The following is a 25859-nucleotide window of genomic DNA, read 5'->3' as shown; positions in this document are numbered from 1 at the left end:
TCCGTGGCAGTCGGCAGACTGGATGGTATGGACAAGCCTGAGCTGGCCGCCTTCCTGCGCAGCCGTCGGGAGCGGCTCACCCCGGCGGCAGTCGGCCTGCCGCCCGGACGACGCCGCCGTACGCCGGGACTCCGCCGGGAAGAGGTCGCCCAACTGGCGTTCATCTCCACCGAGTACTACACGCGGCTCGAGCAGGCGCGCGCTCCGCATCCGTCGGTCGAGGTGCTCGCCGGGCTGGCCCGCGCCCTGCGGCTGTCCGATGCCGAGCGCAACTACTTGCATCGGCTCGCGGGCGCCACGTCGACCCCACCCGGACCGTCGCGGGTGGTCCGGCAGAGCATCCTGGACCTGATCGAGCGGCTGCCCGTGACCGCGGCTCTGGTCCTGTCGGCGACGTACGAGGTGATCGCCTGGAATCCGCTGGCCGCCGCGCTGCTGGAGGACTTCTCAGTCCGATCGCGGCGCGACCGCAACCTGATCCGGCGCGCCTTCCTCGGCCCGAGCGCCGACCGGCTCTTTTCGGTCGAGGACGCGGGGCTGTTCGCCCGCGACGCCGTGAGTCATCTGCGCACGATCGCGGCTCGCTACCCCGACGACCCCGAGGTCGACGGGCTGATCGGCGAACTGCTTGCCGGCAGCAAAGAATTCGCCGGCCTCTGGGCCGCGCACAACGTCGCCGCGGAGCCGACCCTCTGCACGATGTTCGAGCACGCCGAGGTCGGTCCGATCACCGTGAACTGCGACGTACTCGCAATCCCTGACGAGGACCAGATGCTCGTCCTGTACACCGCGCCGCCCGGGTCCCCGGCTGAACGATCCCTCCAGCTACTGTCCGTCATCGGCACCCAGGAGCTCACCGCGACCGCGGGATGATCCGGCATTCAGTAGTTGGGGTGATGAGTGTGTTCGGTTATTGCTGTTGGAATAGTTGAGGGGCGCGCGGGACTGTGGATGTATGGCAACAGAAACGAAGCACACGCGTCGGATCGGTGCAGTTGAGGTCAGCGCGATCGGACTCGGCGGCATGCCGATGTCGATCGAGGGCCGCCCTGATGAGGAGCGGTCGGTCGCGACCATTCATGCCGCGCTCGATGCGGGGATCACCTTCATCGACACTGCGGACGCGTACCACCTGACCGCGACGGACGTCGGTCACAACGAGTCCCTGATCGCTAGCGCGCTGGCGTCGTACGGCGGTGACACCTCGAACGTGCTCGTCGCCACCAAGGGCGGCCACCTGCGTCCCGGCGACGGCAGCTGGACCCTGGACGGCTCACCGAAGCACATCTTCGAGGCGGCCGACGCGTCGCTGAAGCGGCTCGGGGTCGACGCGATCGGGCTGTACCAGTTCCACCGGCCCGACCCGAAGACGCCGTACGCGGACTCGATCGGCGCGATCCGCGACCTGCTCGACGCGGGCAAGATCCGGATGGCCGGCATCTCGAACGCGAACCCGGAGCAGATCAAGCAGGCCAACGAGATCCTCGGCGGCCGCCTGGTCTCGGTGCAGAACCAGTTCTCGCCGGCATTCCGGTCCAGCGAGCCGGAGCTCGAGCTGTGCGACGAGCTCGGCATCGCCTTCCTGCCCTGGGCACCGCTCGGCGGCATCTCGAACGCCGGAGAGCTCGGCAGCAAGCACCCGGCGTTCCACCAGCTCGCCACCGAGCTCGGGGTCAGCACGCAGCGCCTGACGCTCGCGTGGTTGCTGGCGAAGTCGCCGTACGTCATCCCGATCCCCGGTTCCAGCCGCCCGGAGACCGTCCGCGACTCGTACGCCGCACTCGACCTCGAACTCACCCCCGACCAGGTCGCGACGCTGAACGCCGCCTGATCGCGCACGCACACCGAGGGCCCGCGATCCACCGGATCGCGGGCCTTCGTACTGCTGCCCGGGAGAGGATGGAATGACACACCGGCGATTGGCGTTCTGGTGGACAGAGTAGTTTAATTATGAACTATCTAGACCAGGAGGACGGATGCAGTTCGGTGTGTTCAGCGTCGGGGATGTGACCGAGGACCCGACGACCGGCAAGACCGTGAGCGAAGGCGAGCGGATCAAGGCGATGATCACCATCGCCCAGAAGGCCGAAGAGGTCGGGCTCGACGTGTTCGCGCAGGGCGAGCACCACAACCCGCCGTTCGTGCCGTCCTCGCCGACCACCATGCTCGGATTCATCGCCGCGAAGACGTCGAAGCTGATCCTGTCCACCGCGACGACCCTGATCACCACCAACGATCCGGTGAAGATCGCCGAGGACTACGCGATGCTGCAGCACGTCGCCGACGGTCGCGTCGACCTGATGATGGGCCGTGGCAATACCGGTCCGGTGTACCCGTGGTTCGGTCAGGACATCCGCAACGGCATCGCGCTCGCGGTCGAGAACTATGCCCTCCTGCGCCGGTTGTGGCGTGAGGACGTGGTCGACTGGGAAGGCAAGTTCCGTACGCCGCTGCAGGGGTTCACGGCGACACCACGGCCGCTCGACGGCGTACCGCCGTTCGTCTGGCACGGCTCGATCCGGTCGCCCGAGATCGCCGAGCAGGCGGCGTACTACGGTGACGGGTTCTTCCACAACAACATCTTCTGGCCGATGTCGCACACCAAGCGGATGATCGAGCTGTACCGCACGCGCTTCGAGCACTACGGTCACGGCGCCGCGGACCAGGCGATCGTCGGACTGGGTGGTCAGGTGTTCATGCGCAAGAACTCGCAGGACGCCGTACGCGAGTTCCGGCCGTACTTCGACAACGCGCCGGTGTACGGACACGGGCCGTCGCTGGAGGACTTCACCCGGGAGACGCCGTTGACGGTCGGTAGCCCGCAAGAGGTGATCGAGCGGACCCTGAGCTTCCGGGAGGATGTCGGGGACTACCAGCGGCAGCTGTTCCTGATGGACCACGCCGGGTTGCCGTTGAAGACGGTGCTCGAGCAGCTGGACATCCTCGGCGAAGAGGTGGTTCCCGTGCTGCGCAAGGAGTTTGCGGCGAAGAAGCCGGCCCACGTGCCGGATGCGCCGACGCACGAGTCGCTGAAGGCCGCGGCCGAGCGGGCGCACGACCTGGAGTCCCTCGAGGCCGAGGTCGTCGAGGAGCCGACCCGATGAGCGCGCCGGCGAACCGTGACCGCGTGATCGCCGTGGTGACGGCCGGGTTGACGACACCGTCGTCGTCCCGGCTGCTCGCCGACCAGCTCGCGGCCGCGGTCAAGGACGACCTGGCCGGCCGCGGGATCACGGCGCGGATCGAGCTGATCGAGGTACGTGATCACGCCCACGACCTGACGAACAACCTGCTCACGGGCTTCCCGACGGCGTCGCTGCAGACCGTCCTCGACACGGTGACGTCGGCCGATGCCCTGATCGCGGTGAGCCCGACCTTCAGCGCGTCGTACTCGGGTCTGTTCAAGACGTTCTTCGACGTACTCGACGACCAGGCGCTGGCCGGCAAGCCCGTCCTCCTGGCCGCCACCGGCGGTACCGAGCGGCACTCGCTGGTCCTGGACTACGCCCTCCGACCGCTCTTCGCCTACCTCAAGGCCCTTCCGGTCGCGACCGGCGTCTACGCCGCCTCCACCGACTGGGGTCCGAACGCCGCCAAGCTCCACACCCGCATCACCCAAGCGGCCACCGAACTGGTCGCCGCCCTCCAGCACGACGCCCCCACCCACACCGACCCCTACGCCAACCCCACCCCGTTCGAAGATCTCCTCAACGGCTAGTTCTTGCGCTCCTGGATCAGAAGCGCGACGCCGTCGAGGATCCTGGTGAGGCCGAAGGTCAGGGCGTGGCCTGGGTCCAGGGTGGATTGGAAGTGCTCGCCGACCGCGGTGCCTACGCGGCCGGCGGTGGGGAAGTGTTGGGCCGTGCCGGCCATGACGGTGGTGAGGGTGGGCGCGATCTGACGCCACCACTCCTCATCGGTCAGGCCGGAGTCGCGTTGGGTGCGGAGTTGCTCCGCACCCGCGCGAGCGGTGCCCTGGACGTGGGTGAGAACCAGGGACAGGGTGGAGTCCATCTCGACATCGGTCAGACCGAGGCCGTCGAGCGGTCGTAGCTCCGCCTCGTACTTCATCGTGATGTTCGGACCCAGCGCCGTCCGCATCGTCGGGACCTCGTGGATCCACGGATGCCTGGTCAGGACGTCCCAGTTGCGGTGGGCAATGAACTCCACCGCCCCGCGCCATCCGCCGGCCTGACGGGCCGGCTCGTCGACATCGGCGTACAGATCGCCGTACACGCGGTCGAACATCAGGTCGGTCAGCTCACCCTTTCCCGGCACGTGCGTGTACAGCGACATCGTGCCGGCCTTCAGCCGCTCGGCGATCATCCGCATCGAGACGGCCTCGAGCCCCTGCGCGTCGGCCAGCTCGACGGCGACGTCCACGATCGCGCGGACGGTCAGGCCGGAGCGGCCGGGCTTGGTGTGACTGCCCCACAGCAGCGCCAGACTGCGCGCCGGATCGGGCGCCGCCACCTTTTTTCCAGTCACGGGGAACATTCTCCAGCCGGTCGTCGTTGACCCGATCGTACCTGAGCCGTACGGTGTACGGTACACTCTACGACTCAACCCGGGCGAGAGGTGGGAAGTGGCTACGGAACGTGTGATCGAGGCTGTCGGCGTACGGAAGCACTACAAAGGCGGCACCGAGGGGGCAGGTCTGAACGGGTTCGACCTGGAGGTCACGGCCGGCACGGTGACTGGCCTGCTCGGCCCCAACGGCGCCGGCAAAACAACAGCGGTGCGGATCCTGTCCACACTGCTCGAAATGGACGAGGGTACGGCGACAGTCGCGGGGTACGACGTTCGCCGCCAAGGAGCCGACGTCCGGCGGCGGATCGGACTCGTCGGCCAGTACGCCGCGATCGACGAGATCCTCACCGGGCGGCAGAACCTGGTCATGTTCGGCCGCCTCAATCATCTAGGGCACGCAACCGCCGGCCGCCGGGCCGACGAGCTGCTGGAGCGATTCAGCCTGACGGAGGCGGCCGGTCAGGCGGTGAGCAAGTACTCCGGCGGGATGCGGCGGCGGCTGGACCTCGCGGCCAGCCTGATCGTGGCGCCGGCGGTCCTGTTCGTGGATGAGCCGACGACCGGTCTGGACCCGGCCGGGCGGCTCGAGGTGTGGTCCGCCGTACGGCAGCTGGTCGACGGCGGCACGACCGTACTGCTGACGACGCAGTACCTGGAGGAGGCGGATCAGCTGGCGCACCGGATCTCGATGCTCAAGGCAGGCAAGGTCGTTGCCGAGGGCACCCCGGACGAGCTGAAGACCCAGCTCGGCTCGGACTGGCTCGATCTGGTCCTCACCGATCCGGCCGACGTAGCGCGGGTCGTCGAACTCGCGGGACCGTTGGCGGACGGGGAGATCCGGGTCAGCGCGGAACGGATCAGCGTGCCGGTGAAGGACCGGACGCGGGCACTCGTGGTGATGGCGAATTCGTTGCATGAGGCAAATATCGAACCGGAGGACATCACGTTACGCAGACCGACGCTGGACGAAGTGTTCCTGCAGCTGACCGGACCGGAGGTGGCGGTATGACCACCGTCGGATGGGCGCTGGCGGACAGTTGGACGATCGCGCGCCGGACGCTGGTGCACTGGCGGATGCAGCCCGCGCTGATCATCTTCAACTGGGCCTTCCCGGTGCTGATGCTGCTGATGTTCGGCGGGCTGCTCGGCGGGGCGATGGTCTCGCCGGAAGGTTCGTCGTACTACGAACTCCTGGTGCCGGGGATCTTCGCGCTGGCGATGCTGTTCGGGCTGGAAGGCACGATGACCGCGGTCACCACCGACGCGTCGAAGGGCGTGACGGATCGCTTCCGGTCGCTGCCGATCAGCTCGGCGGCGGTCGTGCTGGGCCGCTGCATCGCGGACATGCTCGACTCGGTGGTGACGCTGATCGTGCTGGCCGGGACCGGGCTCGTCCTCGGCTGGCGGTGGCACGAAGGGTTGCCGTCCGCGGTGGCGGCCTTCGGGCTGCTGTTGCTGCTGCGGTTCGCCTTGCTGTGGGTGGGGATCTTCATCGGGCTCAGCGTGCGGAACGCGCAGAGCGTGACGATGGTGCAGGTCCTGGTCTGGCCGGTCGGGTTCCTGTCCAGCGCCTTCGTCGCCACCTCGACGATGCCGGCCTGGTTGGGCACGATCGCCCAGTGGAACCCGTTGTCGGCGACGGCGACCGCATCCCGTGAGCTCTTCGGCAACCCCGATCCCTCGTCGACGGCGACCTGGATCGGCACGCACGCCGAGATTGCCGCGATCATCGCCCCGCTGGTGCTGATCGCGATCTTCCTGCCGTTGTCGGCACACCGCTTCCGCACCCTGTCGCGGTGACGGCCGGGCCGCCCGGGTGACCTCGTCATCCGGGCGGCCTCGCCTACGGCATCAACTGGCCGCCGTTGACCTCGATGATCTGACCGGTGACGTACGACGCCATCCGGTCGGAGGCGAGGAACAGGATGGTGCCGACACACTCGTGCGGCGTACCGGTCCGGCCCATCGGGATGGTGGCGATCATCGCGGTCAGCTGCTCGTCGCCGGTATGCCGCTCGTGGAACGGCGTCTTGATGACGCCCGGCGAGATCGCGTTCACGCGGATCCCATCCGGGGCGAGCTCCTTGGCCAGACCACGGGTGAAGGTACTGACCGCACCCTTGCTGGTCGCGTACACGACCGATCCGCCACCGCCGCCGTGCCGACCGGCGATCGAGGTCACGTTGACGATCGCGCCGCCGCCCTGTCCGCGGAACACCGGCACGATCCGGCGGCTGAGCGCGAACACCGAGGTCAGGTTGACGTCCAGGATCCGGTGGAACTCCTCGTCCGGTACGTCGGCAATCGGCGACCGGTGGACCAGGTCGCCGGCGTTGTTCACGAGTACGTCGATCCGCCCGTGCTGCGCGAGTACGTCGTCGATGAACGCGTCCGCCGACTTCGAGTCAGCCAGGTCTGCCTGGTGCAAGGACGCCGTACCGCCTGCCGTCTGCACCGCGCCGACGGTGTGCGTCGCGCCCTCCTCGTTGCGGTGGTAGTGCAGCGCCAGCGTCGCGCCGGTCTCGGCGAACCCGACCGCCGCCGCGGCCCCGATCCCGCTGCTGGCCCCGGTCACGACGACGACCTGATCCCTGAAGTCCAGATATCCCATGGGGACCATCCTGCCCGACCTGCTGAGGTGACGCCTCGTCGATGGACACCGGTCTCGACCGGAACGCGCCGGAACGGGTTTGCGGAGCCGGATCCGGCGGTAGATTCGATGGATGGGATACGCGCTTGGGCAGCTGGGGCTGCGACGGTGGCGGACGTCTGATGCACTGCGGTTGGCGGCAGCGCACCAGGATCCCGAGATGCGCATGCAGGTCGGGGTGGTGGACCGGGCTTCCGCGGTGGACTGGATCGGGCGGGTCGCCGACCTGGACAACGGACATGTGTACGCCGTTGCCGACGCCGAGGATCACCCGATCGGGTGCGTGGCCGTGACGAACATCGACCGGCATCAGGTCGGCTGGACGTGGTACTGGACCGTCGCCGACGCCCGCGGCCACGGCGTCGCTCGCGACGCACTCCGCGCCCTGGCCGACTGGGCGCACCACGACGCCGGCCTCTACCGGCTCGAGCTCGGCCACCAGGTCGACAACGCCGCCTCCTGCGCGGTTGCCTCCGCCGCAGGCTTCCTCTCCGAGGGCGTCGAACGCCAGCGCCTCGCGTACGACGGCACCCGGTACGACGTAGAACGCCACGCCCGCCTGGTCACCGACCCGCTGCCCACACCCCACCGGCCGGTCATCGTCTCGGCCTGAAATGTCGGCAGGGTCGGTTAACGTCCTGAGCGTGACCATTGATGTCGTACTGACCGATGAGCCCAGTGATGCCGACGTCGCCGTGATCTCGGCCGGGCTGGACGAGTTCAACCTCACGGCCGCCGGGATCCAGGATCGACAGTCGCTGGCTGTCCTGGTGAAGGAGGGGGATCGGACCGTCGGCGGTCTGTCCGGCCGCACCTCGCTCGGGCTGTGGTTCGTCGATCTGCTCTACCTGCCGGACTCGCTGCGCGGCTCGGGTCTCGGCAGCCGCGTCCTCGAGCAGGCCGAGACCGAGGCCCGGCGCCGCGGGTGCGTGAGCGGCTTCGTGTTCACGATCGACTTCCAGGCTCCGGACTTCTACGCGCGGCACGGCTGGAAAGAGTTCGGCCGGATCCCCAGCAGAGGCGGCATCAGCCGGGTCTTCTTCCAGAAAAGCCTTACAGAGTGAGCCTCGGATGCCTGTTCACGTCTTTGTAGAGGAGATAGCGGAAGGGGCCGGGGCCGCCGGCGTAGCAGGCCTGCGGGCAGAAGGCGCGTAGCCACATGAAGTCGCCTTCCTGGACCTCGACCCAGTCCTTGTTGAGCAGGTAGACGGCCTTGCCTTCGAGGACATACAGGCCGTGCTCCATCACGTGCGTCTCCGGGAACGGGATCACCCCACCCGGCTCGAAGCTGACGATGTTGACGTGCATGTCATGGCGTACGTCGTCCGGATCGACGAACCGCTGCGTCTTCCACCGGCCGTCGGTGTCCGGCATTGCCCGACCCTCGACGTCACCCTCGTTCGTGACGAAAGCAGCCGGTACGTCGATGCCCTCGATCCGCTCATAAGCCTTACGAACAAGGTGGAACCGGGCCACCGCATCACTGGTGTTGCGTAAGGTCCAGTCCCCGCCGGGCGGCAGGAACGCGTACCCACCCGGCGAAAGCGCGTGCTTCTCACCGGCGACCGTGAGTACCACGTTGCCCTCGACAACGAACAGGACCACCTCGGCACCGGGATCGGTCTCCGGCCGGTCGCTGCCACCGCCCGGCGCGACCTCGACGATGTACTGCGAGAACGTCTCGGCGAACCCGGACAGCGGCCGCGCGATCACCCACAGCCGGGTGTCGTCCCAGAACGGCAGCCGGCTGGTCGTGATGTCCCGCATGGTGCCGCGCGGGATGACGGCGTACGCGGTGGTGAAGACCGCGCGGTCGGTGGTGAGGTCGGTCTGCGCGGGCAGCCCACCCTTCGGGGCGTAGTAGCTCATCGTGATGCTCCTCGGGTCAGCAGACGGCCGCGCGGGCCGGCGTCGATGTCGACGGGCTCGCCGCGGAGCCACGTGGCGCGAACGACGCCGTCCAGCGTGCGCCCGTCGTACGGCGTGATCGCGTTCTTGTGCTGCAGGGTGTGCGCATCGACGACAAAGGTCTCGTCGGGGGCGAAGACACAGAAGTCGGCGTCGGATCCGATGTCGATCCGGCCCTTCGTTGCCAGTCCGACCTGTGCGGCCGGGGCAGCGGACATCCAGCGGGCCACGTCGTTCAGGGTGAAACCGCGGCGGCGGGCCTCGGTCCAGACCGCGGAGAGGCCGAGCTGGAGGGACGCGATGCCGCCCCAGGCGGTGCCGAAGTCACCGGTGTCCAGGTGCTTGAGGTCGATCGTCGACGGTGAGTGGTCGGAGACGACCAGATCGATCACGCCCGTTTTCAGCCCGTCCCAGAGCTGCTCGCGGTTGGCGCCCTCGCGGATCGGCGGGCAGCACTTGTACTGTGTCGCGCCGTCGGGGATCTCCTCCGCGGTGAAGGTCAGGTAGTGCGGGCAGGTCTCCGCGGTAATCCGTACGCCGGAGGCACGTGCCGCAGCGATGATCGGCAGCACCTCGGCGCTGGAGACATGCAGGATGTGCACTCGGCAGCCCGTCCGACGAGCGAGCTCGATGACGTTGGCAACGGCCTCGTTCTCTGCTGCCCGCGGGCGCGAGTTCAGGAAATCGAGGTAGCTGGCGCCATCAGCGGGTGGGGCCTGATCGATCCGGTGAGCGTCCTCCGCGTGCACGATCAGCAGCCCGTCGAAGGCACTGAGCTCGACCATCGCGGCCTCGAGTTGCTGCGGGTCGAGCGGTGGGAACTCGTCGACGCCGGAATGCAGGAGAAAGCACTTGAAGCCGAAGACTCCCGCGTCGTGGAGTGGACGGAGATCGGACCGGTTGCCCGGGATCGCGCCGCCCCAGAAGCCGGTATCGACGTACGCCTGCGTCTGCGCGGTCTTGCGCTTGAGATCGAGCGCCGGTACGTCGCACGTCGGCGGGATGCTGTTGAGCGGCATGTCGACAATCGTGGTCACGCCGCCCGCCGCGGCTGCTTTCGTGGCGGTGGTGAAACCTTCCCACTCCGTCCGCCCGGGATCGTTGACGTGCACGTGGCTGTCGACGAGGCCGGGCAGCAGCACCTCGTCGTCCGCGAGCCGAACGTCCGTGGCCGCCGCGAGGTCGGCGTCGTACGGCGCGATGGCAACGATCCTGCCGTCACGCACGCCGATCGCACCGGCCTGTTCACCGGTCGGCCGCACCACCCGCCGAGCCCGAACCACGAGGTCCAGCGCGCTCATGCCAGTCCCCTCTCAGTTCCGTTCATCGTAAGGTGCTCCACCGCGATCCGTTCCCCAAGCCGCTCGAGCAACGGCACCGGCTCGGCAATACACCGCCCTACATCCGCCTCGAGCTCCGTCAACGCATACGCCGCCCGCACCCCCGCAGCCTTCAGTTGATGCTGCGACAGCCGGTTGACCCCACACACCGCAACCACCGGAATCCCGGCGGTTCGAGCTTCCGCCGCTACACCTGCAACGGCTTTGCCGTGAAGCGTTTGCTCGTCGAGAGCACCCTCGCCCGTGACCACCAGATCGGCACCCACCATCTGCTCGTGGAAGCCGACGAGCTCCAGCATCAGCTCGATCCCCGGCCTCAGCTCGCCCCCAAGCACTGCGAGCGCCGCAAAACCGACTCCACCCGCAGCCCCCGCACCCGGCGCATCCCGCAGATCCCGCCCGGTCTCACGCGCCACCAGGTCAGCCCAAGCCGTCAGCGCCGCATCCAGCTCAGCTACCTGTCCAGGGTCGGCGCCCTTCTGCGGCCCATACACAGCCGCGGCACCCATCGGCCCAGTCAACGGATTGTCGACATCACACGCGACGACAATCTCCACCCCCTCGAGCCGTCGTCGCAGCGCCCCCAGGTCGAGAGATCCGGCCAACCCGGAGATCAGCCCGGCACCACCATCGGTCGACGCACTCCCGCCGATCCCAAGGATCACGCGAGTACATCCACCATCGATCGCAGCACCGATCACCTCACCGGTCCCGTACGACGTCGCCGTCATCGGCGCCGACCGGCCACCAGGCAGCCGCACCAAGCCCGACACGTCCGCGAGTTCAACCACGGCAACCTGACGACGACGCGCATACCCCGTCTGGACAGGCTCTCCGGTAGGACCCGAGGCCGTCACCGGCACGAGTTCGAACCCAGCAGCCACGGCTGCCGCTAACGTCCCGTCACCGCCATCAGCCACCGGGATCGCGACCACAGTCGTCTCCGGGCGGACTCGCCGTACGCCCGTGCCGACCGCGGCCGCGACCTCAGCACTCGCCAGACTGCCCTTGAACTTGTCAGAGGCAACAATCACCCGCATCAATTGAGCGCCATCAATCGAGCAGGGCGAACGCCGCCGGCGACACCGCGGTCGGCGCGTCGGCCGGTCCGTCGGCCAGGTCCTCGAACTCGACGATGTTGTCGATCTCCAGGCCCATCGAGACATTCGTGATGCGTTCGAGGATGACCTCGACCACCACCGGCACCCGATGCTCGGCCATCAGCTTCTTCGCCAGCTCGAGCGCAGGCAGGATCCCGTCCGGCTCGGAGACCCGCAAAGCCTTACAGCCAAGGCCTTCCGCGACCTTGACGTGGTCGACGCCGTACCCGTTGACCTCGGGACTGTTGATGTTCTCGAACGACAGCTGCACGCAGAAGTCCATGTCGAACCCGCGCTGCGCCTGCCGGATCAAGCCGAGATACGAGTTGTTCACCACGACATGGATGTAGGGGATGTTGAACTGCGCCCCGACCGCCAGCTCCTCGATCAGGAACTGGAAGTCGTAGTCACCCGACAGCGCGACCACCGTGCTGTCCGGATCCGCGACCGCGACGCCCAAGGTGGCCGGCACGGTCCACCCGAGCGGGCCGGCCTGGCCGGCGTTGATCCAGTGCCGTGGGCGGTAGACGTGCAGCATCTGCGCGGCCTGGATCTGCGACAGACCGATCGTGCTGACATAGCGCACCTCCGGTCCGAAGGCCCGGTTCATCTCCTCGTACACCCGCTGCGGCTTGATCGGCACCACATCGAAGTGCGTCTTGCGCTCCAACGTCGTACGCCGTTCCTGACACTCCGCGGCCCACGCGGATCGATCGGGCAGCTTGCCCACCGCGTCCCACTCGCGCGCGACCTCGACGAAGGCCTCCAGCGCGGCGCGCGCGTCGGACACCACGCCGTAGTCCGGCGCGAAAACCCGGCCGATCTGCGTCGGCTCGATGTCGACGTGAATGAACTTCCGGTCGCCGCGATACACATCCAGACCGCCGGTGTGCCGGTTCGCCCACCGGTTGCCGATGCCGAGGACCAGGTCGGCGGCGAGCAGGGTCGCGTTGCCATAGCGATGCGAGGTCTGCAGCCCGACCATTCCCGCGCTCAGCGGGTGGTCGTCCGCGATCGCACCCCAGCCCATCAACGTAGGTACGACGGGAATCCCGGTCAGCTCGGCGAATTCGACCAGCACGTCGGCCGCGTCCGCGTTGATGATCCCGCCGCCGGCGACGATCAATGGGTTCTCGGCCGACGCCAGCATCGTGAGGACCTTCTCGGCCTGCGCCCGTGTCGCTGCTGGTCGGGCCACCGGCAGCGGCTCGTACGTCTCGATGTCGAAGTCGATCTGGGCCAGCTGCACGTCCAGCGGCAGGTCGACCAGCACGGGACCCGGACGGCCCTCGCGCATCAGGTGAAACGCCTTCTGGAACGTCCCCGGTACCTGCGCGGCCTCCATCACCGTGACCGCCCACTTCGCGACCGGCTTGGCGATCGAGGAGATGTCGACGGCCTGGAAGTCCTCCTTGTGCAGCTTCGCGACCGGCGCCTGACCGGTGATGCACAGGATCGGGATCGAGTCCGCCGACGCGGAGTAGAGGCCGGTGATCATGTCGGTCCCGGCGGGTCCCGACGTACCGATGCAGACGCCGATGTTGCCGGCGCGAGCACGGGTGTACCCCTCGGCCATGTGCGAGGCGCCTTCGACGTGGCGGGCGAGAACATGCTTGATCCCGCCGTGCTGCCGCATCGCGCTGTAGAACGGGTTGATCGCCGCGCCGGGCAGGCCGAACGCCTGCGTGGACCCTTCCTTCTCCAGGATCAGGACCGCGGCGTCGACCGCGCGCATCCGGGCCATCAGGCGATCGCCGAATCAGTCGAACGCAGCCCGGACAGGCGCTCCACGCCCCGCAACAATGCCGAGTGGTCAAGACCACCATCGCCGTTCGCGCGCGCCGATGCGACCAACTGCGCGACCAGAGCACCAAGCGGTACGACGACGCCCGCCTCGCGCGCGGCCGCGGTGACGATCCCCATGTCCTTGTGGTGCAGGTCGATCCGGAAGCCCGGCTCGAAGGAGCGCGTGAGCATGTTCTCCTTCTTCTGGTTCAGGACCGTCGATCCGGCGAGTCCACCACCGAGCACCTCGAGGGCAGCCCGGGTGTCGACGCCGTACGCCTCCAGGAAGACGACGGCCTCGGCCACGGCCTGGATGTTGGCGGCGACGATGAGCTGGTTGGCGGCCTTGACCGTCTGGCCCGAACCGCTCGGGCCGACGTGAACGACGGTCTTGCCGACGACCTCGAAGAGCGGCTTGGCGGCGGCGAAGTCGTCCGCCTCGCCGCCGACCATGATCGAGAGGACCGCGTTCTTCGCGCCGGCTTCGCCACCGGAGACCGGGGCGTCGAGCAGGCGGAAGCCGAGCGCGCGGGCCTGCTCGGCGAGCTGCTGGGTAACGTCGGGTCGAATGCTGGAGAAGTCGATGATCAGCGTGCCGGTCTCGGCGTGCTGGAAGACACCGTCCTCTCCTTCGAGGACGTCTTGTACGTCGGGAGAGTCCGGGACCATCACGCAGATCACGTCGGCGCCCTTGACCACGTCGCTGATCGACTCCGCCGCGCGGCCGCCGGCGTCGACGAGCGCTTGGGTCCGCTCCGGGCTGCGATCGAGGCCGGCCACGGTGTGACCGGCGTTCGCGAGGTGGATGGCCATCGGGTTGCCCATGATGCCGAGCCCGATGAAGGCGATATTCGTCATTCGTTGTTCTCCCGATCGAAGGAAAGCCAGCTGAAGCTTTCGGCGGTGCTGCTGGAGGGCTTGTACTCGAGGCCGACCCAGCCCGCGTAGCCGTTCGCGGCGAGGGCGGTGAGCTGGCGATCGAGCGGCAGCGAGCCGGTGCCAGGCTCGTTGCGGCCCGGCGCATCGGCGATCTGTACGTGCGCGATCCGGTCCGTGTGGTCCGCGATGACCCGGTCGACGTCATCGCCGTTGACCGCGAGGTGGTAGAGATCCGCGAGCAGACCGACGTTCGGTACGTCGTACGCCGTGTGGACGCGATGGATCACCGTGAGCGCGTCGGCCGCCGTCCGCAGCGGGTACCGATCCGCGCCGCTGACGGGCTCGACCAGCACGGTCGCGCCGATCCGGGCCGCGGCACGCGCTGCCAGGGCGAGGTTCTCGACCGCGAGCTCGTCCTGCTCGCGCTCGGAACTCGTCTCGTCGCGATTGCCGTACAGGGCGTTGAAGCCGCCCGTCCCGAGGCGTTCGCCGATGCCGACGGTGACGTCGACGTTGTCGCGAAACTCGCTCGCCCGCTTCGGCCAGGACACCAGCCCGCGGTCGCCGCCGGGCATGTCACCGGCGAAGAAGTTCAGGCCGGTGAGCTGCACGCCGGCGTCGGAGATCGCGGTGACGAACGCGTCGACCTGGCGGTCCGGCGGCACGGCCTCGACGAACGGCCACCAGAACTCGACCGCACTGAAGCCGGCGCGCCGAGCGGCCGCGGGCCGTTCCAGCAGAGGCAACTCGATGAACAGCAGCGAGCAGTTCACGGTGTAGCGCAGCGGGTCGCTCATTCGACACTCTTTTCCGTATTGCGGAATTTCAATTCTGTTCTGCGAAATGACCATAAGACGGTCGCGTCGAGAGCGTCAAGCGTCCGGACAAGCTGACGGGCAAGAAGCCGCACCGATCGTCGGAATCGCTGTCTCGTGTGCGGGCGCGCGTTGTACGTTCCTCTAAAGGAGGTTGGCCGTGCTCTTGTCGGAGCTGCTCGATGCGCCCGAGCTGGGGCTACGGCTGCTGCATTCGGCCGGGAGCGCGCTGGACCGGCCGATCGGGCGGTTGGTGACGACCGATCTGCTCGACCCGGGCCGCTACCTCAACGGTGGTGAGGTGGTGCTGACCGGGCTGGTCTGGCATCGCGGGCCCTCCGACAGCGAGGTGTTCGTCGCCTCGCTGGCCGATCGCGGCGCTACCACGGTTCTGGCCGGGAAGGCGCAGCTCGGCGACGTTCCAGCCAGCCTGCTGGAGGCGTGCCGGCGGCATGAGGTCACGCTGATCGAGGTGCCGATCGAGATCGCGTTCGCGGACGTGACCGAGTACGTCGCCGCCAAGGGCTCGGCCGAGACCGGCGCCCGACTGTCCGCGAGCCTGGTCCGTCAACGTCAGCTCCTGTCGTCGATCGCGGCGGGCCGGAGCCTCGACGAACTCGCGGCCCGGATCTCGGCGGAGATCGGCCACGACTGCCGGGTGATCACCGCCACCGGCCGGCACGTCGTACCCGGTCCTGGCGAGCTGGACGACGCGACGCTGGATGCGGTGACCCGGCGATTCCTGACCGCGGATCGCACCCCTGCGTTGGCCGATGCGGACGGTACGCCGTACAGCCTGTTCCCGGTCGGATCAGGGCTGGGCAATCGGCTCACGGCCTGGGTGCTGGTCATCGAGGGCAACCACGCGCAGTGGTCTCGCGACCATGTCGAGGCGGTGCAGGAGCTGTGCGCGATCGCCGCGCTGGACCGTGCGCGCCGGGACGAAGGACGCCGTGCACTGCGACCGCTGGTGGCGGATGCGCTGACGCTGGTCGAGTCCGGCGCACTGCATACGGACGTTGCCGCACGTCTCCGGCAGGCCGGGTCCCACGCGGACCGGCCGATGGTGGTGGCGGTCGCCGAACTGCGCGACGACGGTCCGAACGAGGTGGCTCTCAGCCTGTTCGAGGACGTCGCCCTGATGGTCGGGCCGGCTGTCGTCGCGGCCGGTCGCGACGGCCTGCTGGTCGGATTCCTCCCGTTCGTACCCGGGCTGCCCGAGCGGTTGCGCCGGGCCTTCGGGCGGCTCGCTCCGGGTCTGCATCACGCCAGGCTCTCGGTCGGGATCAGCGGCGAGACCAGCATCGAGGCACTCGCCGGCGCTCTCGAAGAAGCCAGGTTCGCCCAACGTGCGGCCAGAGCCGGGCGAGCGCCGGTCTCCGTCGTCACCTCGGACGAGGTCGCCTCGCATGTCCTGCTGCTCGCGACGCTGCCCGACGACATCCGGCGCACCTACACCCAGCGCGTACTCGGCGCGGTGCTCGACCACGATCGCCGGACGCACGCCGACCTGCTCGCCACGCTGCAGGAGTTCCTCGCCTGTTCGGGCTCCTGGGCGCGGACGGCGGAATCGCTGCATCTGCACGTGAACACGGTTCGCTACCGGATCGAACGCGTGGAGCAACTGACCGGCCGCGATCTGTCGCAGCTCGAGGACCGGGTCGACGTGTTCCTGGCGCTGAAATCGCTCTGATTGTGTGATCCTCCAAAGTGCTGGGTTCATCGGCCGTTCAACTTCGGAGGTTTATCGGGTGCAATCGGGGCGTCGCTGAGCCGATGCTGGCGTGCAGGTTCAAAGCTGTACTGCCGAACGCCGAGGAGCGTGCCCGATGAAGGCCACCCTGCGACCGAACCGCACCAGTCGCCACCCTGTCGATCAGGTCCTGCCGCCGGGGAAGCTGCTCGTGTACGGCACCCAGCATGTCCTCGCCTTCTACGCCGGCGCGGTGATCGTCCCGATCCTGCTGGCCAACGCGATCGGCCTGAACACCCAGCAACTGATCCACCTGATCAACGCCGACCTCTTCACCTGCGGGATCGCGTCGATCATCCAGTCGGTCGGGTTCTGGAAGGTCGGTGTGCGGTTGCCGCTGCTGCAAGGCGTCACGTTCACGGCGGTGTCGCCGATGATCGCGATCGGTCTCGCGGCCGGTGGCGGGACCCAAGGCCTGCTCGTCATCTACGGCGCCGTCCTGGTCGCCGGACTCGCGACCTTCTTCATCGCGCCGTTCTTCAGCAAGCTGATCCGGTTCTTCCCGCCGGTGGTGACCGGCTCGGTGATCACGATCATCGGCCTCGCGCTCCTCCCGGTCGCTGCCGGCGATGCCGTCGGTGGCGCCGGCCCCACGGCCGCGCCGACCAGCGGCAAGAACCTGGCGTATGCGTTGGGGACGCTCGCGCTGATCGTGTTGATCCAGCGCGTGTTCAAGGGTTTCATGGCGACCATCGCCGTACTGGCCGGACTGGTCGTCGGCACGCTGGTCGCGTGGGCGTTCGGGGACGCGCACTTCGGTTCGGTGGGTGAGTCGGCCTGGGTCGGCGTGACCACGCCGTTCCAGTTCGGCTGGCCGAAGTTCTCGATCGCGGCGATCATCTCGATGGTGGTGGTCATGTTGATCACCGCGGTGGAGACGACTGGTGACGTCTTCGCAACCGGTGAGATCGTCGAGAAGCGGATCGGACGCGACGACATCGCCCGCGCGCTGCGCGCCGACGGCCTGGCCACCACGATCGGCGGCGTCTTCAACTCCTTCCCCTACACGTGTTTCGCCGAGAACGTCGGCCTGGTCCGGCTGACCCGGGTCCGCAGCCGCTGGGTGGTCGCGGCCGCGGGCGGGCTGATGATCCTGATCGGCCTGGTCCCGAAGGCCGGCGCGGTCGTTGCCGGTATCCCCCATCCGGTGCTGGGCGGCGCGGCGCTCGCGATGTTCGCCACCGTGGCCGTCGTCGGCTTCCAGACGCTGACCAAGGTCGACTTCCACGATCACCGGAACGTCGTGATCGTGGCGACCAGCGTCGGTCTGGCCATGTATGTCACCGCGCAACCGCAGGTCTCGCAGGCCGTGCCGGGGTGGGCCGAGATCATCTTCGGGAGTGGCATCACGCTCGGCAGCCTGACCGCGATCGGTCTGAACATCGTGTTCCACCACGTCGGCAAGGACTACGGACCCGCGGTGGCCGGTCAGCCCGGTGACTCGATCCGGCTGGACCAGGTCAACACGATGAGCCGCGACGAGTTCGTCTACACGTTCGCCGGTCTGTTCCAGGGGCCGCGCTGGATGGTCGAGCGGGCGTGGGACATGCGGCCCTTCGCCGACACGCATGCGCTGCGACGTTCGTTCCAGGAGGCGCTGTTCTCCGGTTCGCACGACGAGCAGCGCGAGCTGATCGAGGCGTACCCGCAGCTCGGTTCGCAGTTCGTTGCCGACGGCCTCAGTGGCGAAGCGTCGCTGCGCGACCAGTCGGACAAGGGATTGACGTACCTGGCCGACCCGGACCGCGACGAGCTCGCCACGATCACTTCGGCGTACAAGGAGCGGTTCGGCTTCCCGCTGGTCATCTCGGTCCGCGACGCCGAGTCGTTCGACCGGATTGTCGAGCAGGGGCGCGAGCGACTGGGAAACTGCGAGAACCAGGAACATGCCGCCGCGCTCCTCGAGATCGCGAAGATCGCCGGCTACCGCTTCGACGACTTCGTCTCCGACGCCAATCCGATCCACAGTGCGAGAACCCGCTGGAGTAGCAACCGATGACCACACAAGCGCTGCGCGCACCCGCTCTCAAGGTGAACGGCGAGGACACCGCGATCGGCGACGTCTCCGTCCACACCACCGCCCTGGACTGGCTCCGCAACCGCGGCCTCACCGGCGCCAAGGAAGGCTGTGCCGAGGGTGAATGCGGCGCCTGCTCGGTGCTCGTCGCGCGGCCCGGTACGGACGCCCCGACCGAGTGGGTCGCGGTGAACGCCTGCCTGCTGCCGATCGCCTCGCTGGACGGCCAGGAGCTCATCACCTCCGAGGGACTGGGTACGCCGGCCGCCCTGCACCCCGTCCAGCAGGAGATGGCGGTCCGCGGTGGTTCGCAGTGCGGCTACTGCACACCAGGCTTCATCTGCAGCATGGCCGCCGAGTACTACCGTCCTGGTCGTGCTCCGGTCGTTGAGGACCACGAGCATGGTCCGAACGGGTTCGACCTCCACTCGCTCAGCGGCAATCTCTGCCGCTGCACGGGCTATCGACCGATCAAGGACGCGGCCTACGCCCTCGGTGAGCCGGCCGTGAACGACACCCTCGCCGTCCGCCGCGACTCGCCACCACCTCCGCCGGCCACGACCGGGATGGTGACAGGCGAGGCCGAGTTCGTCCGACCGGCCTCGCTCGACGACGTCCTGGGGCTGCTCGCCGATCGGCCGGATGCGCAGATCGTTGCCGGGAGCACCGACCTCGGCGTCCAGGTGAACCTCTTCGGCTCCCGGCCGCCGCTAACCGTCGCCGTGGACCGGCTGGCGGAGCTCCGTGAGTTCTCCTTCGGTCCCGACGAGGTCCGGCTCGGCGCGGCGCTGACCTTGACCGAGATCGAGCGGCAGCTCGGTGGGCGGGTGCCGTTGCTGGCCCAACTGTTCCCGCAGTTCGCGTCCCGCTTGATCCGCAACGGCGCCACGATCGGCGGCAACCTCGGCACCGGCTCACCCATCGGAGACACGCCGCCGGCACTCCTCGCGCTCGACGCATCACTCGTGCTCGCGTCGCGACGAGGCGAGCGAGTGGTCCCGCTCGCTGACTACTTCACCGGGTATCGGCAGACCGTTCGGACAGCCGACGAGCTGATCAAAACCATCGTGTTTCCGTTGCCCCTGGCACCAATGACGGCGTTCCACAAGATCGCCAAGCGCCGCTTCGACGACATCTCCAGCGTCGCGATCGGGTACGCCGTCGACGTCGCGGACGGCGTGGTCACGCAGGCCCGGATCGGCCTCGGTGGAGTCGCCGCGACCCCGCTCCGCGCCCGCGCGACCGAGGCTGCGCTCATCGGTCAGCCGTGGAACGAGACCACTGTCCGCGAGGCGGCCGGAGTAATGGCCGGCGAGGGTACGCCGATGGACGATCACCGCGCGAGTGCGTCGTACCGGTCGGCCATGCTCGGCCAATCGCTCCTCCGGTTCTACGCACAGGGGGTCGGCGCATGAGCTCGTTGTCCGAACGGCCGGCGCAGGCGGTTGTCGGCGTACCGATGCCGCACGAGAGCGCAGCCCTGCACGTCACCGGGACGGCGCTCTACACGGACGACCTCGTCCAGCGCACGCGCGATGTCCTGCATGCGTGGCCGGTCCAGTCACCGCACGCCCACGCGCGAATCACGGCGCTCCGGGTGAAACCGGCGTACGACGTCCCTGGCGTGGTGCGGGTGTTGACCGGCGACGACGTGCCCGGGGTGAACGACGCGGGGGTGAAGCACGACGAGCCGCTGTTCCCGGATGTGGTGATGTTCCACGGGCATGCGGTGTGTTGGGTGCTCGCCGAGACGTTGGAGGCTGCGCGCCTTGGTGCGTTGGCGGTTGAGGTCGAGTACGAGCCGCTGTCCTCGCTTGTCGGTGTACGCGAGGCCATTGCGGCCGGGAGCTTCCAGGGGATCGGTCGACATCTGGAGCGCGGCGACGTGGATGCTGCGTTGGCGGGGGCGGCCCATGTGTTCCGGGGTGAGTTCGAGTTCGCCGGGCAGGAGCACTTCTATCTGGAGACGCACGCGGCGCTGGCGCTGGTCGACGAGGGCGGTCAGATCTTCGTGCAGAGCAGTACGCAGCATCCGTCCGAGACGCAGGAGATCGTCGCGCACGTGCTCGGTCTGGCCAGTCATGCGGTGACCGTGCAGTGCTTGCGGATGGGCGGCGGCTTTGGTGGCAAGGAGATGCAGCCGCATGGGTTCGCCGCGATCGCTGCGCTCGGCGCGACGCTGACCGGTCGGCCGGTGCGGTTGCGGCTGAACCGGACGCAGGACATGACGATGTCGGGGAAGCGGCACGGGTTCCACAGCGCGTGGACGGTGGGATTCTCCGACGACGGGCGGCTGGTCGCGCTGGACGCCACGCTGACCGCAGACGGCGGGTGGAGCCTGGATCTGTCCGAACCCGTGCTGGCGCGGGCGATCTGTCACATCGACAACTCGTACGAGATTCCGCATATCCGGGTGGACGGGCAGATTGCCAAGACGAACAAGACCTCGCAGACCGCGTTCCGCGGGTTCGGCGGGCCCCAGGGCATGCTCGTGATCGAGGACATCCTCGGGCGGTGCGCGCCACTCCTCGGGTACGACGCTCTCGAACTGCGCCGGCGCAATCTCTATCGGCTGGGCGACGCCACGCCGTACGGGCAGCCGGTCCGGCACGCCGACCGGCTGGAGTCGTGCTGGAGCCAGGTCATCGACGGCGGCGACGTCGTACGGCGAGCTTCGGAGATCGAGCGCTTCAACGCTGAGCATGCGCACGTGAAGCGGGCAGTGGCGATGACTCCGGTGAAGTTCGGGATTTCGTTCAACCTGACCGCGTTCAACCAGGCCGGGGCGCTCGTCCACGTCTACAAGGACGGGTCGGTGCTGATCAATCACGGCGGTACCGAGATGGGCCAAGGTCTGCACACGAAGATGCTGCAGGTCGCCGCCACCTCGCTCGGCGTGCCGTTGGCGCGGGTGCGGCTGGCGCCGACGCGGACCGACAAGGTGCCGAACACCTCGGCGACCGCCGCCTCGGCCGGCGCAGATCTGAACGGCGCGGCCATCAAGAACGCGTGCGAACAGATCCGGGAACGGCTCGAACAGGCCGCGGGCGGACGGCTCGGGATCAGTCCTCGTGACGTGCGATTTGTCGACGGCGTCGGGCGCGGACTGTCCGGCGACGGCGTGCCGTGGGAGGAGATCGTCGGCATGGCGTACATGCAGCGCGTGCAGCTGTGGGCGGCCGGCTTCTACCGCACCGAGGGCTTGCACTGGGATGCGAACGCCATGCGCGGCGAGCCCTTCAAGTACTTCGCGTACGGCGTTGCCGCGGCCGAGGTCGAGGTGGACGGGTTCAGCGGCGCCTACACCTTGCGGCGGGTCGACATCGTGCATGACGTCGGCGACAGTCTCAGTCCGCTGATCGATATCGGTCAGATCGAGGGTGGATTCGTGCAGGGGACGGGCTGGTTGACGCTCGAGGATCTGCGCTGGGACGAGAGCTCGGGTGACCGGCGCGGGCGACTCGCGACGCAGGCGGCGAGTACTTACAAGCTGCCGAGCTTCTCGGAGATGCCGGAGGTGTTCAATGTCCGGCTGCTGGAGAAGGCGCATGAGGACGGCGCGGTGTACGGGTCGAAGGCCGTGGGTGAGCCGCCGTTGATGCTGGCGTTCTCTGTCCGTGAGGCGCTGCGGCAGGCTGCGGCCGCGTTCGGTCCGCCGGGGACGAGCGTGGACCTGCCGTCGCCCGCGACCCCGGAAGCTGTGTATTGGGCGCTCGATCGGGCGCGAGGTGGGATCACATGGAATGGATGAGAGCCGTCCAGCGGCTGCGAGCGCAGCGGTTGCCCGGCGTACTGGTCACGGTGGTGTCGGTCCGCGGGCATGCCCCGCGGGAGGCCGGCGCGAAGATGGTCGTTGCTGTGGACAACGTTTGGTCGACGGTCGGCGGCGGGAATCTCGAGGCGGTCGCGATCGAGCGGTCGCGGGCCATGATCACCGCTGGGGAAGGCGTACCCGAGGTGCTCGAGGTTGCGCTGTCGGACAAAGCGCCGTACCAGCATGGTGTGCAGTGCTGCGGTGGTGAGGTGCGGTTGTTGCTGGAACCGTTGCCGGTGGTGCCTTCCGTGGCGATCTTCGGGGTCGGCCACGTCGGGCTCGAGCTCGCGCGGATCCTGGCGCGGCACGACGTCGAGCTGCATCTGGTCGATTCGCGGCCGGATCAGCTCACGCCTGAACGACTCGTGGTCGTTGCCGACGCGGTCGCGCAGGTGCACGTGCACAACGTGCCTGTGTTGCCGGAGCTGGTCGTCGGGGAGCTGCCGCCGGGCACGCACGCGCTGGTGATGACGCACGATCACGCCGAGGATGCGGCGCTGTGTGACGCCGCGATCCGCACCGAGCAGCTCGCTACGATCGGGCTGATCGGGTCGCGCGCGAAGTGGGCCCGGTTCCGCCGCAAGCTGAGCGAGGACGGCAACTCCGACGCCGCGATCGATCGCATCACCACCCCGATCGGCCTGGCCGATCTCCCCGGGAAAGAACCAGCGGTCATCGCGGTCAGCGTCGCCGCCTGGCTGCTCCAACAGTTCGTCACCGAGCGCACTGCCGCGCCGGTCCCATCCGCCGCGCGTCGCCCTGCGCCGGCTCAGCGTGAGGCGAAGGCATGACCATCTTCCGAGGCACGTTCCTCGATACTCCGGAAAGTCCGTTCGCCGGGGGCGGCCTGCGGGTCGAGGCCGACGCCGGCGTCCTGGTCACGGACGGCGTCATTGTTGCCCGCGGCCCTTTTCTGGAGCTCCGGCAGGCACATCCGGCCGAGCGGGTGATCGACCTGACCGACGGCGTCGTACTGCCCGGGTTCGTCGACACGCACGTGCACTTCCCGCAGATCCGCGCGGTCGGCGGACTCGGGCTGCCACTGCTCGAGTGGCTCGACCGGTACGCGCTGCCGGAGGAGGCGCGGATGGCCGATTCGTCGTACGCCGCAAGTGTCGCCGCCGAGTTCGTCCGTGGGCTCGCGGCGGCGGGCACGACCTCGGCCCTGGTGTTCGGCGCTCACTATGCCGACGCGATGGACACACTCTTCAGCGCCGCCTCCGAGGTCGGCCTGCGCATCACCAGCGGACTCGTGCTGAGTGACCGGCTGCTCCGGCCGGACCTCCTGACGACCCCGGTCCGCGCGTACGCCGAATCGCTTGCCCTGGCCAACCGTTGGCACGGCGTCGGCCGCAACCGGTACGCCGTGACACCGCGCTTCTCGTTGTCCTGCACGGACGACCTGCTGGCAACGTGTCACGACCTGATGGACGCGATCCCCGGCGCGCTCTTCACCTCGCACGTCAATGAAAGCGAGGCCGAGGTCGCTACGGTGGCCGACCTCTTCGGGGGCAGCGACTACGTGACGACGTACGACCGGCATGGCCTGGTCGATCGCCGTTCGATCCTCGCCCACAACGTCCACCCGACCGACGTCGAGCTCAAGATGCTCGCGGTTGGCGGCGCCACCGTCGCCCACTGCCCGACCAGCAACGCGGCCCTCGGCAGCGGACTGTTCCCACTGGGCCGGCATCTGCAGCACGGCGTACGCGTCGCCCTGGGCTCCGACGTAGGCGCCGGCACCGGCTTCTCCCTCCTGAAAGAGGGCCTGCAGGCCTACTTCTGCCAGCAACTACTGGGCGACCACGGCCTCGCCCTCAGCTCCGCCCACCTCCTCTACCTGGCCACCGCCGCCGGCGCCGACGCCCTAGGCCTGACCGAGGTAGGCGACCTGTCCGTAGGCAAACGCTTCGACGCCCAACTCGTCCGCCCCGCCGACGGCTCCCCCCTGGCAGTAGGCCTCACCCACGCAACCGACGCCGACGAAACCCTCTCCCGAATCTTCACCCTAGGCACCCCCGCCGACATCCAAGCAGTCTGGATCGACGGCACCCTCCTCAACCCCTGAACCCCGCCACCCGGATCTCGAGTCGTGGATATTGGCACAAACACACGAAGAACCGCAGCCAAAACCCACGACTCGAAATCACGCCCCTAACCAATCACCACGACTCATCGAACCCGCCGTCCGCCACCCCCCCCATCTCATGGGCAATCCCATGAGATGGCTGGTTCTCCCATGAAATCCCCATGGGAGAACGGACAATCTCATGGGATATCCGGCCGTCTGTCGTTGCCCTGGGCCAGGTATGCAGCCGAACGCCGCTTGGCGGGCGAGAGCGGACCGCCACCACTCACCAACCCGACCGTTCAGCACCCATCCACGCTCACGACCTCGCCCAGCAGAGCCGGATCCGCTGTTGACGAGTGGCTGGAGTCCGCCCACACCGATCCCCAGGGCCATCACAATCGCCACCCAACCCAGCCGCCACGCCTACCACCCAGCCAACCGACTGATTGTGATGGCCTGGAGCTCCGCATTGCACAGGTGAAGACGCGCGAAGCGGACCTGCGCCACTCATCAACCGGCGGTCCGTTGCGGCCGGGGTGAGTACTCGAGCCTGTACGGGGTGTGGCCCGGTGCTCGTCGGCCGCTTAATGAGTGCCGGCGATCCGCACATCAGTCACAAGAGCCGGATAGCCCCTCATCTTCAGCGTCCGTAACCCGCACCCGACCTGACCACACCGGATCGTCAGCCTCACCACGATCCCCCCCCGTGATCACATCCAGCGCGCGACCACTCGGGTGAGCGGCTCCGGAATAGCTGCGATCCTTCCCTGGTCGCGGTGGTGGGGGTCAAGGGTCGAAGATCGCGCAGCGACGCCGAAGGCGCCCTTGACGCACACCACCGCGACCAGCACCATCACGCAGCCCGGAGACCGCGCCACCACAGTCGCCTCGCGCAAACCACACGAGCCGGCGAATCCACCACCTGCGCCCCGCCGAAGGCGGCAAACGGACCAGCCGCCGCGCAGCGGCGACCAATCAACCCACACACCCGTCACAAGAGCCGGATAACCCCCCAGGTTGTCCGTTCTCCCCCCGAAATGCAGTGGGAGAACGGACAACCTGATGGGACATCCCATGAGATGGCTAGCGACGGATCGCGCACTTCGCCGGAGGATCCGGCTGCTTCTCGGCCTGTGGGCTCCGAGCTCGCGCCGAGTCTGCGGCGGACATGACCCGGCGCCGGCCAGACCCTCCCGG

Annotated in this window: 22 protein-coding genes; 14 read left to right on the top strand and 8 right to left on the bottom strand. The window is 68.3% G+C overall.

Features of this window, described 5'->3' with window-relative positions; genetic code table 11:
* The first annotated feature begins 27 nt into the window (after window positions 1-27).
* The 4 genes from ACWF4Z_RS28390 to ACWF4Z_RS28375 all read left to right on the top strand — a co-directional run bounded on the left by ACWF4Z_RS28390 (window position 28) and on the right by ACWF4Z_RS28375 (window position 3718).
* Entirely contained in the window at window positions 28-873 is an 846-nt protein-coding gene (locus tag ACWF4Z_RS28390) for a helix-turn-helix transcriptional regulator (protein ID WP_452246208.1), read from the top strand.
* Between the two features lie 82 nt (window positions 874-955).
* Window positions 956-1831, top strand: a complete 876-nt coding sequence (locus tag ACWF4Z_RS28385; RefSeq protein ID WP_452246207.1) for an aldo/keto reductase — start codon at window positions 956-958, stop codon at window positions 1829-1831.
* 145 nt (window positions 1832-1976) lie between these two features.
* A complete protein-coding gene (locus ACWF4Z_RS28380) occupies window positions 1977-3104 on the top strand; it encodes an LLM class flavin-dependent oxidoreductase (protein ID WP_452246206.1) in 1128 nt (375 codons plus the stop codon).
* Window positions 3101-3718 (top strand): FMN reductase, encoded by a 618-nt coding sequence (locus ACWF4Z_RS28375; protein ID WP_452246205.1) that lies wholly within the window; start codon window positions 3101-3103, stop codon window positions 3716-3718. The genes ACWF4Z_RS28380 and ACWF4Z_RS28375 overlap by 4 nt, the downstream gene beginning before the upstream one ends.
* Here ACWF4Z_RS28375 and ACWF4Z_RS28370 read toward each other — a convergent pair.
* Window positions 3715-4488: a TetR/AcrR family transcriptional regulator gene (locus ACWF4Z_RS28370; protein ID WP_452246204.1), complete on the bottom strand. Its 774-nt coding sequence runs from the start codon at window positions 4486-4488 to the stop codon at window positions 3715-3717. The genes ACWF4Z_RS28375 and ACWF4Z_RS28370 overlap by 4 nt on opposite strands.
* Before the next feature lie 97 nt (window positions 4489-4585).
* Between ACWF4Z_RS28370 and ACWF4Z_RS28365 the strand changes: the two genes are divergently transcribed.
* Complete coding sequence (locus tag ACWF4Z_RS28365; protein ID WP_452246203.1) at window positions 4586-5539, top strand: ATP-binding cassette domain-containing protein; 954 nt, start codon at window positions 4586-4588, stop codon at window positions 5537-5539.
* Entirely contained in the window at window positions 5536-6330 is a 795-nt protein-coding gene (locus ACWF4Z_RS28360; protein WP_452246202.1) for an ABC transporter permease, read from the top strand. Before ACWF4Z_RS28365 ends, ACWF4Z_RS28360 begins: the two co-directional genes overlap by 4 nt.
* 43 nt (window positions 6331-6373) lie before the next feature.
* Here the strand turns inward: ACWF4Z_RS28360 and ACWF4Z_RS28355 are convergent, their stop codons facing one another.
* A complete protein-coding gene (locus ACWF4Z_RS28355; protein WP_452246201.1) occupies window positions 6374-7141 on the bottom strand; it encodes an SDR family NAD(P)-dependent oxidoreductase in 768 nt (255 codons plus the stop codon).
* A gap of 112 nt (window positions 7142-7253) precedes the next feature.
* Between ACWF4Z_RS28355 and ACWF4Z_RS28350 the strand changes: the two genes are divergently transcribed.
* Together ACWF4Z_RS28350 and ACWF4Z_RS28345 are read left to right on the top strand one after the other, a co-directional pair.
* A complete protein-coding gene (locus ACWF4Z_RS28350) occupies window positions 7254-7793 on the top strand; it encodes a GNAT family N-acetyltransferase (protein WP_452246200.1) in 540 nt (179 codons plus the stop codon).
* 31 nt (window positions 7794-7824) lie between these two features.
* Window positions 7825-8244, top strand: a complete 420-nt coding sequence (locus ACWF4Z_RS28345) for a GNAT family N-acetyltransferase (protein WP_452246199.1) — start codon at window positions 7825-7827, stop codon at window positions 8242-8244.
* On the opposite strand, the gene ACWF4Z_RS28340 is transcribed toward ACWF4Z_RS28345, so the two are convergent.
* From ACWF4Z_RS28340 to ACWF4Z_RS28315, 6 genes are read right to left on the bottom strand one after another with little or no spacing between them, the layout of a single operon-like run.
* On the bottom strand, window positions 8234-9049 hold the full coding sequence (locus tag ACWF4Z_RS28340; protein ID WP_452246198.1) for a bifunctional allantoicase/(S)-ureidoglycine aminohydrolase: 816 nt from the start codon (window positions 9047-9049) through the stop codon (window positions 8234-8236). The two genes, ACWF4Z_RS28345 and ACWF4Z_RS28340, sit on opposite strands and share 11 nt — an antisense overlap.
* Complete coding sequence (gene allB / locus ACWF4Z_RS28335; RefSeq protein WP_452246197.1) at window positions 9046-10389, bottom strand: allantoinase AllB; 1344 nt, start codon at window positions 10387-10389, stop codon at window positions 9046-9048. The genes ACWF4Z_RS28340 and allB overlap by 4 nt, the downstream gene beginning before the upstream one ends.
* A complete protein-coding gene (locus ACWF4Z_RS28330) occupies window positions 10386-11468 on the bottom strand; it encodes a glycerate kinase (RefSeq protein ID WP_452246196.1) in 1083 nt (360 codons plus the stop codon). The genes allB and ACWF4Z_RS28330 overlap by 4 nt, the downstream gene beginning before the upstream one ends.
* Before the next feature lie 13 nt (window positions 11469-11481).
* Complete coding sequence (gcl, locus tag ACWF4Z_RS28325) at window positions 11482-13272, bottom strand: glyoxylate carboligase (protein ID WP_452246195.1); 1791 nt, start codon at window positions 13270-13272, stop codon at window positions 11482-11484.
* Window positions 13272-14171: a 2-hydroxy-3-oxopropionate reductase gene (locus ACWF4Z_RS28320; RefSeq protein ID WP_452246194.1), complete on the bottom strand. Its 900-nt coding sequence runs from the start codon at window positions 14169-14171 to the stop codon at window positions 13272-13274. The genes gcl and ACWF4Z_RS28320 overlap by 1 nt, the downstream gene beginning before the upstream one ends.
* On the bottom strand, window positions 14168-14989 hold the full coding sequence (locus ACWF4Z_RS28315) for a hydroxypyruvate isomerase family protein (protein ID WP_452246193.1): 822 nt from the start codon (window positions 14987-14989) through the stop codon (window positions 14168-14170). Before ACWF4Z_RS28315 ends, ACWF4Z_RS28320 begins: the two co-directional genes overlap by 4 nt.
* Before the next feature lie 178 nt (window positions 14990-15167).
* Between ACWF4Z_RS28315 and ACWF4Z_RS28310 the strand changes: the two genes are divergently transcribed.
* From ACWF4Z_RS28310 to ACWF4Z_RS28285, 6 genes are all read left to right on the top strand, one after another.
* Window positions 15168-16700 carry a PucR family transcriptional regulator gene (locus ACWF4Z_RS28310; RefSeq protein WP_452246192.1) on the top strand — a complete coding sequence of 511 codons (1533 nt, stop codon included), beginning with the start codon at window positions 15168-15170 and terminating at the stop codon, window positions 16698-16700.
* 136 nt (window positions 16701-16836) lie between these two features.
* Window positions 16837-18759 (top strand): 2-oxo-4-hydroxy-4-carboxy-5-ureidoimidazoline decarboxylase, encoded by a 1923-nt coding sequence (gene uraD, locus ACWF4Z_RS28305; RefSeq protein WP_452246191.1) that lies wholly within the window; start codon window positions 16837-16839, stop codon window positions 18757-18759.
* Entirely contained in the window at window positions 18756-20192 is a 1437-nt protein-coding gene (locus ACWF4Z_RS28300; RefSeq protein WP_452246190.1) for a xanthine dehydrogenase small subunit, read from the top strand. Before uraD ends, ACWF4Z_RS28300 begins: the two co-directional genes overlap by 4 nt.
* Window positions 20189-22528: a xanthine dehydrogenase molybdopterin binding subunit gene (xdhB, locus tag ACWF4Z_RS28295; RefSeq protein ID WP_452246189.1), complete on the top strand. Its 2340-nt coding sequence runs from the start codon at window positions 20189-20191 to the stop codon at window positions 22526-22528. The genes ACWF4Z_RS28300 and xdhB overlap by 4 nt, the downstream gene beginning before the upstream one ends.
* The gene (gene xdhC / locus ACWF4Z_RS28290) at window positions 22516-23382 is read left to right on the top strand and encodes a xanthine dehydrogenase accessory protein XdhC (RefSeq protein WP_452246188.1); all 867 of its coding nucleotides are present in this window, start codon (window positions 22516-22518) and stop codon (window positions 23380-23382) included. Before xdhB ends, xdhC begins: the two co-directional genes overlap by 13 nt.
* The gene (locus ACWF4Z_RS28285; RefSeq protein WP_452246187.1) at window positions 23379-24659 is read left to right on the top strand and encodes a guanine deaminase; all 1281 of its coding nucleotides are present in this window, start codon (window positions 23379-23381) and stop codon (window positions 24657-24659) included. Before xdhC ends, ACWF4Z_RS28285 begins: the two co-directional genes overlap by 4 nt.
* Window positions 24660-25859: the final 1200 nt, after the last annotated feature.

The organism is Kribbella sp. NPDC055071 (assembly GCF_053608045.1).
Note: the sequence above shows the minus strand (reverse complement) of the source record. Positions and strands in the feature narration are given on the sequence as shown.

Bases quoted from the DNA above. Each gene is read 5' to 3' on its own strand.
- gcl (WP_452246195.1), bottom strand. From the start codon at position 13,272: ATGGCCCGGATGCGCGCGGTCGACGCCGCGGTCCTGATCCTGGAGAAG.
- ACWF4Z_RS28350 (WP_452246200.1), top strand. From the start codon at position 7,254: ATGGGATACGCGCTTGGGCAGCTGGGGCTGCGACGGTGGCGGACGTCT.
- ACWF4Z_RS28300 (WP_452246190.1), top strand. From the start codon at position 18,756: ATGACCACACAAGCGCTGCGCGCACCCGCTCTCAAGGTGAACGGCGAG.
- ACWF4Z_RS28380 (WP_452246206.1), top strand. From the start codon at position 1,977: ATGCAGTTCGGTGTGTTCAGCGTCGGGGATGTGACCGAGGACCCGACG.
- ACWF4Z_RS28285 (WP_452246187.1), top strand. From the start codon at position 23,379: ATGACCATCTTCCGAGGCACGTTCCTCGATACTCCGGAAAGTCCGTTC.
- uraD (WP_452246191.1), top strand. From the start codon at position 16,837: ATGAAGGCCACCCTGCGACCGAACCGCACCAGTCGCCACCCTGTCGAT.
- ACWF4Z_RS28355 (WP_452246201.1), bottom strand. From the start codon at position 7,141: ATGGGATATCTGGACTTCAGGGATCAGGTCGTCGTCGTGACCGGGGCC.
- ACWF4Z_RS28340 (WP_452246198.1), bottom strand. From the start codon at position 9,049: ATGAGCTACTACGCCCCGAAGGGTGGGCTGCCCGCGCAGACCGACCTC.
- ACWF4Z_RS28360 (WP_452246202.1), top strand. From the start codon at position 5,536: ATGACCACCGTCGGATGGGCGCTGGCGGACAGTTGGACGATCGCGCGC.
- ACWF4Z_RS28315 (WP_452246193.1), bottom strand. From the start codon at position 14,989: ATGAGCGACCCGCTGCGCTACACCGTGAACTGCTCGCTGCTGTTCATC.
- ACWF4Z_RS28390 (WP_452246208.1), top strand. From the start codon at position 28: ATGGACAAGCCTGAGCTGGCCGCCTTCCTGCGCAGCCGTCGGGAGCGG.
- allB (WP_452246197.1), bottom strand. From the start codon at position 10,389: ATGAGCGCGCTGGACCTCGTGGTTCGGGCTCGGCGGGTGGTGCGGCCG.
- xdhB (WP_452246189.1), top strand. From the start codon at position 20,189: ATGAGCTCGTTGTCCGAACGGCCGGCGCAGGCGGTTGTCGGCGTACCG.
- ACWF4Z_RS28320 (WP_452246194.1), bottom strand. From the start codon at position 14,171: ATGACGAATATCGCCTTCATCGGGCTCGGCATCATGGGCAACCCGATG.
- ACWF4Z_RS28330 (WP_452246196.1), bottom strand. From the start codon at position 11,468: ATGCGGGTGATTGTTGCCTCTGACAAGTTCAAGGGCAGTCTGGCGAGT.
- xdhC (WP_452246188.1), top strand. From the start codon at position 22,516: ATGGAATGGATGAGAGCCGTCCAGCGGCTGCGAGCGCAGCGGTTGCCC.
- ACWF4Z_RS28375 (WP_452246205.1), top strand. From the start codon at position 3,101: ATGAGCGCGCCGGCGAACCGTGACCGCGTGATCGCCGTGGTGACGGCC.
- ACWF4Z_RS28385 (WP_452246207.1), top strand. From the start codon at position 956: ATGGCAACAGAAACGAAGCACACGCGTCGGATCGGTGCAGTTGAGGTC.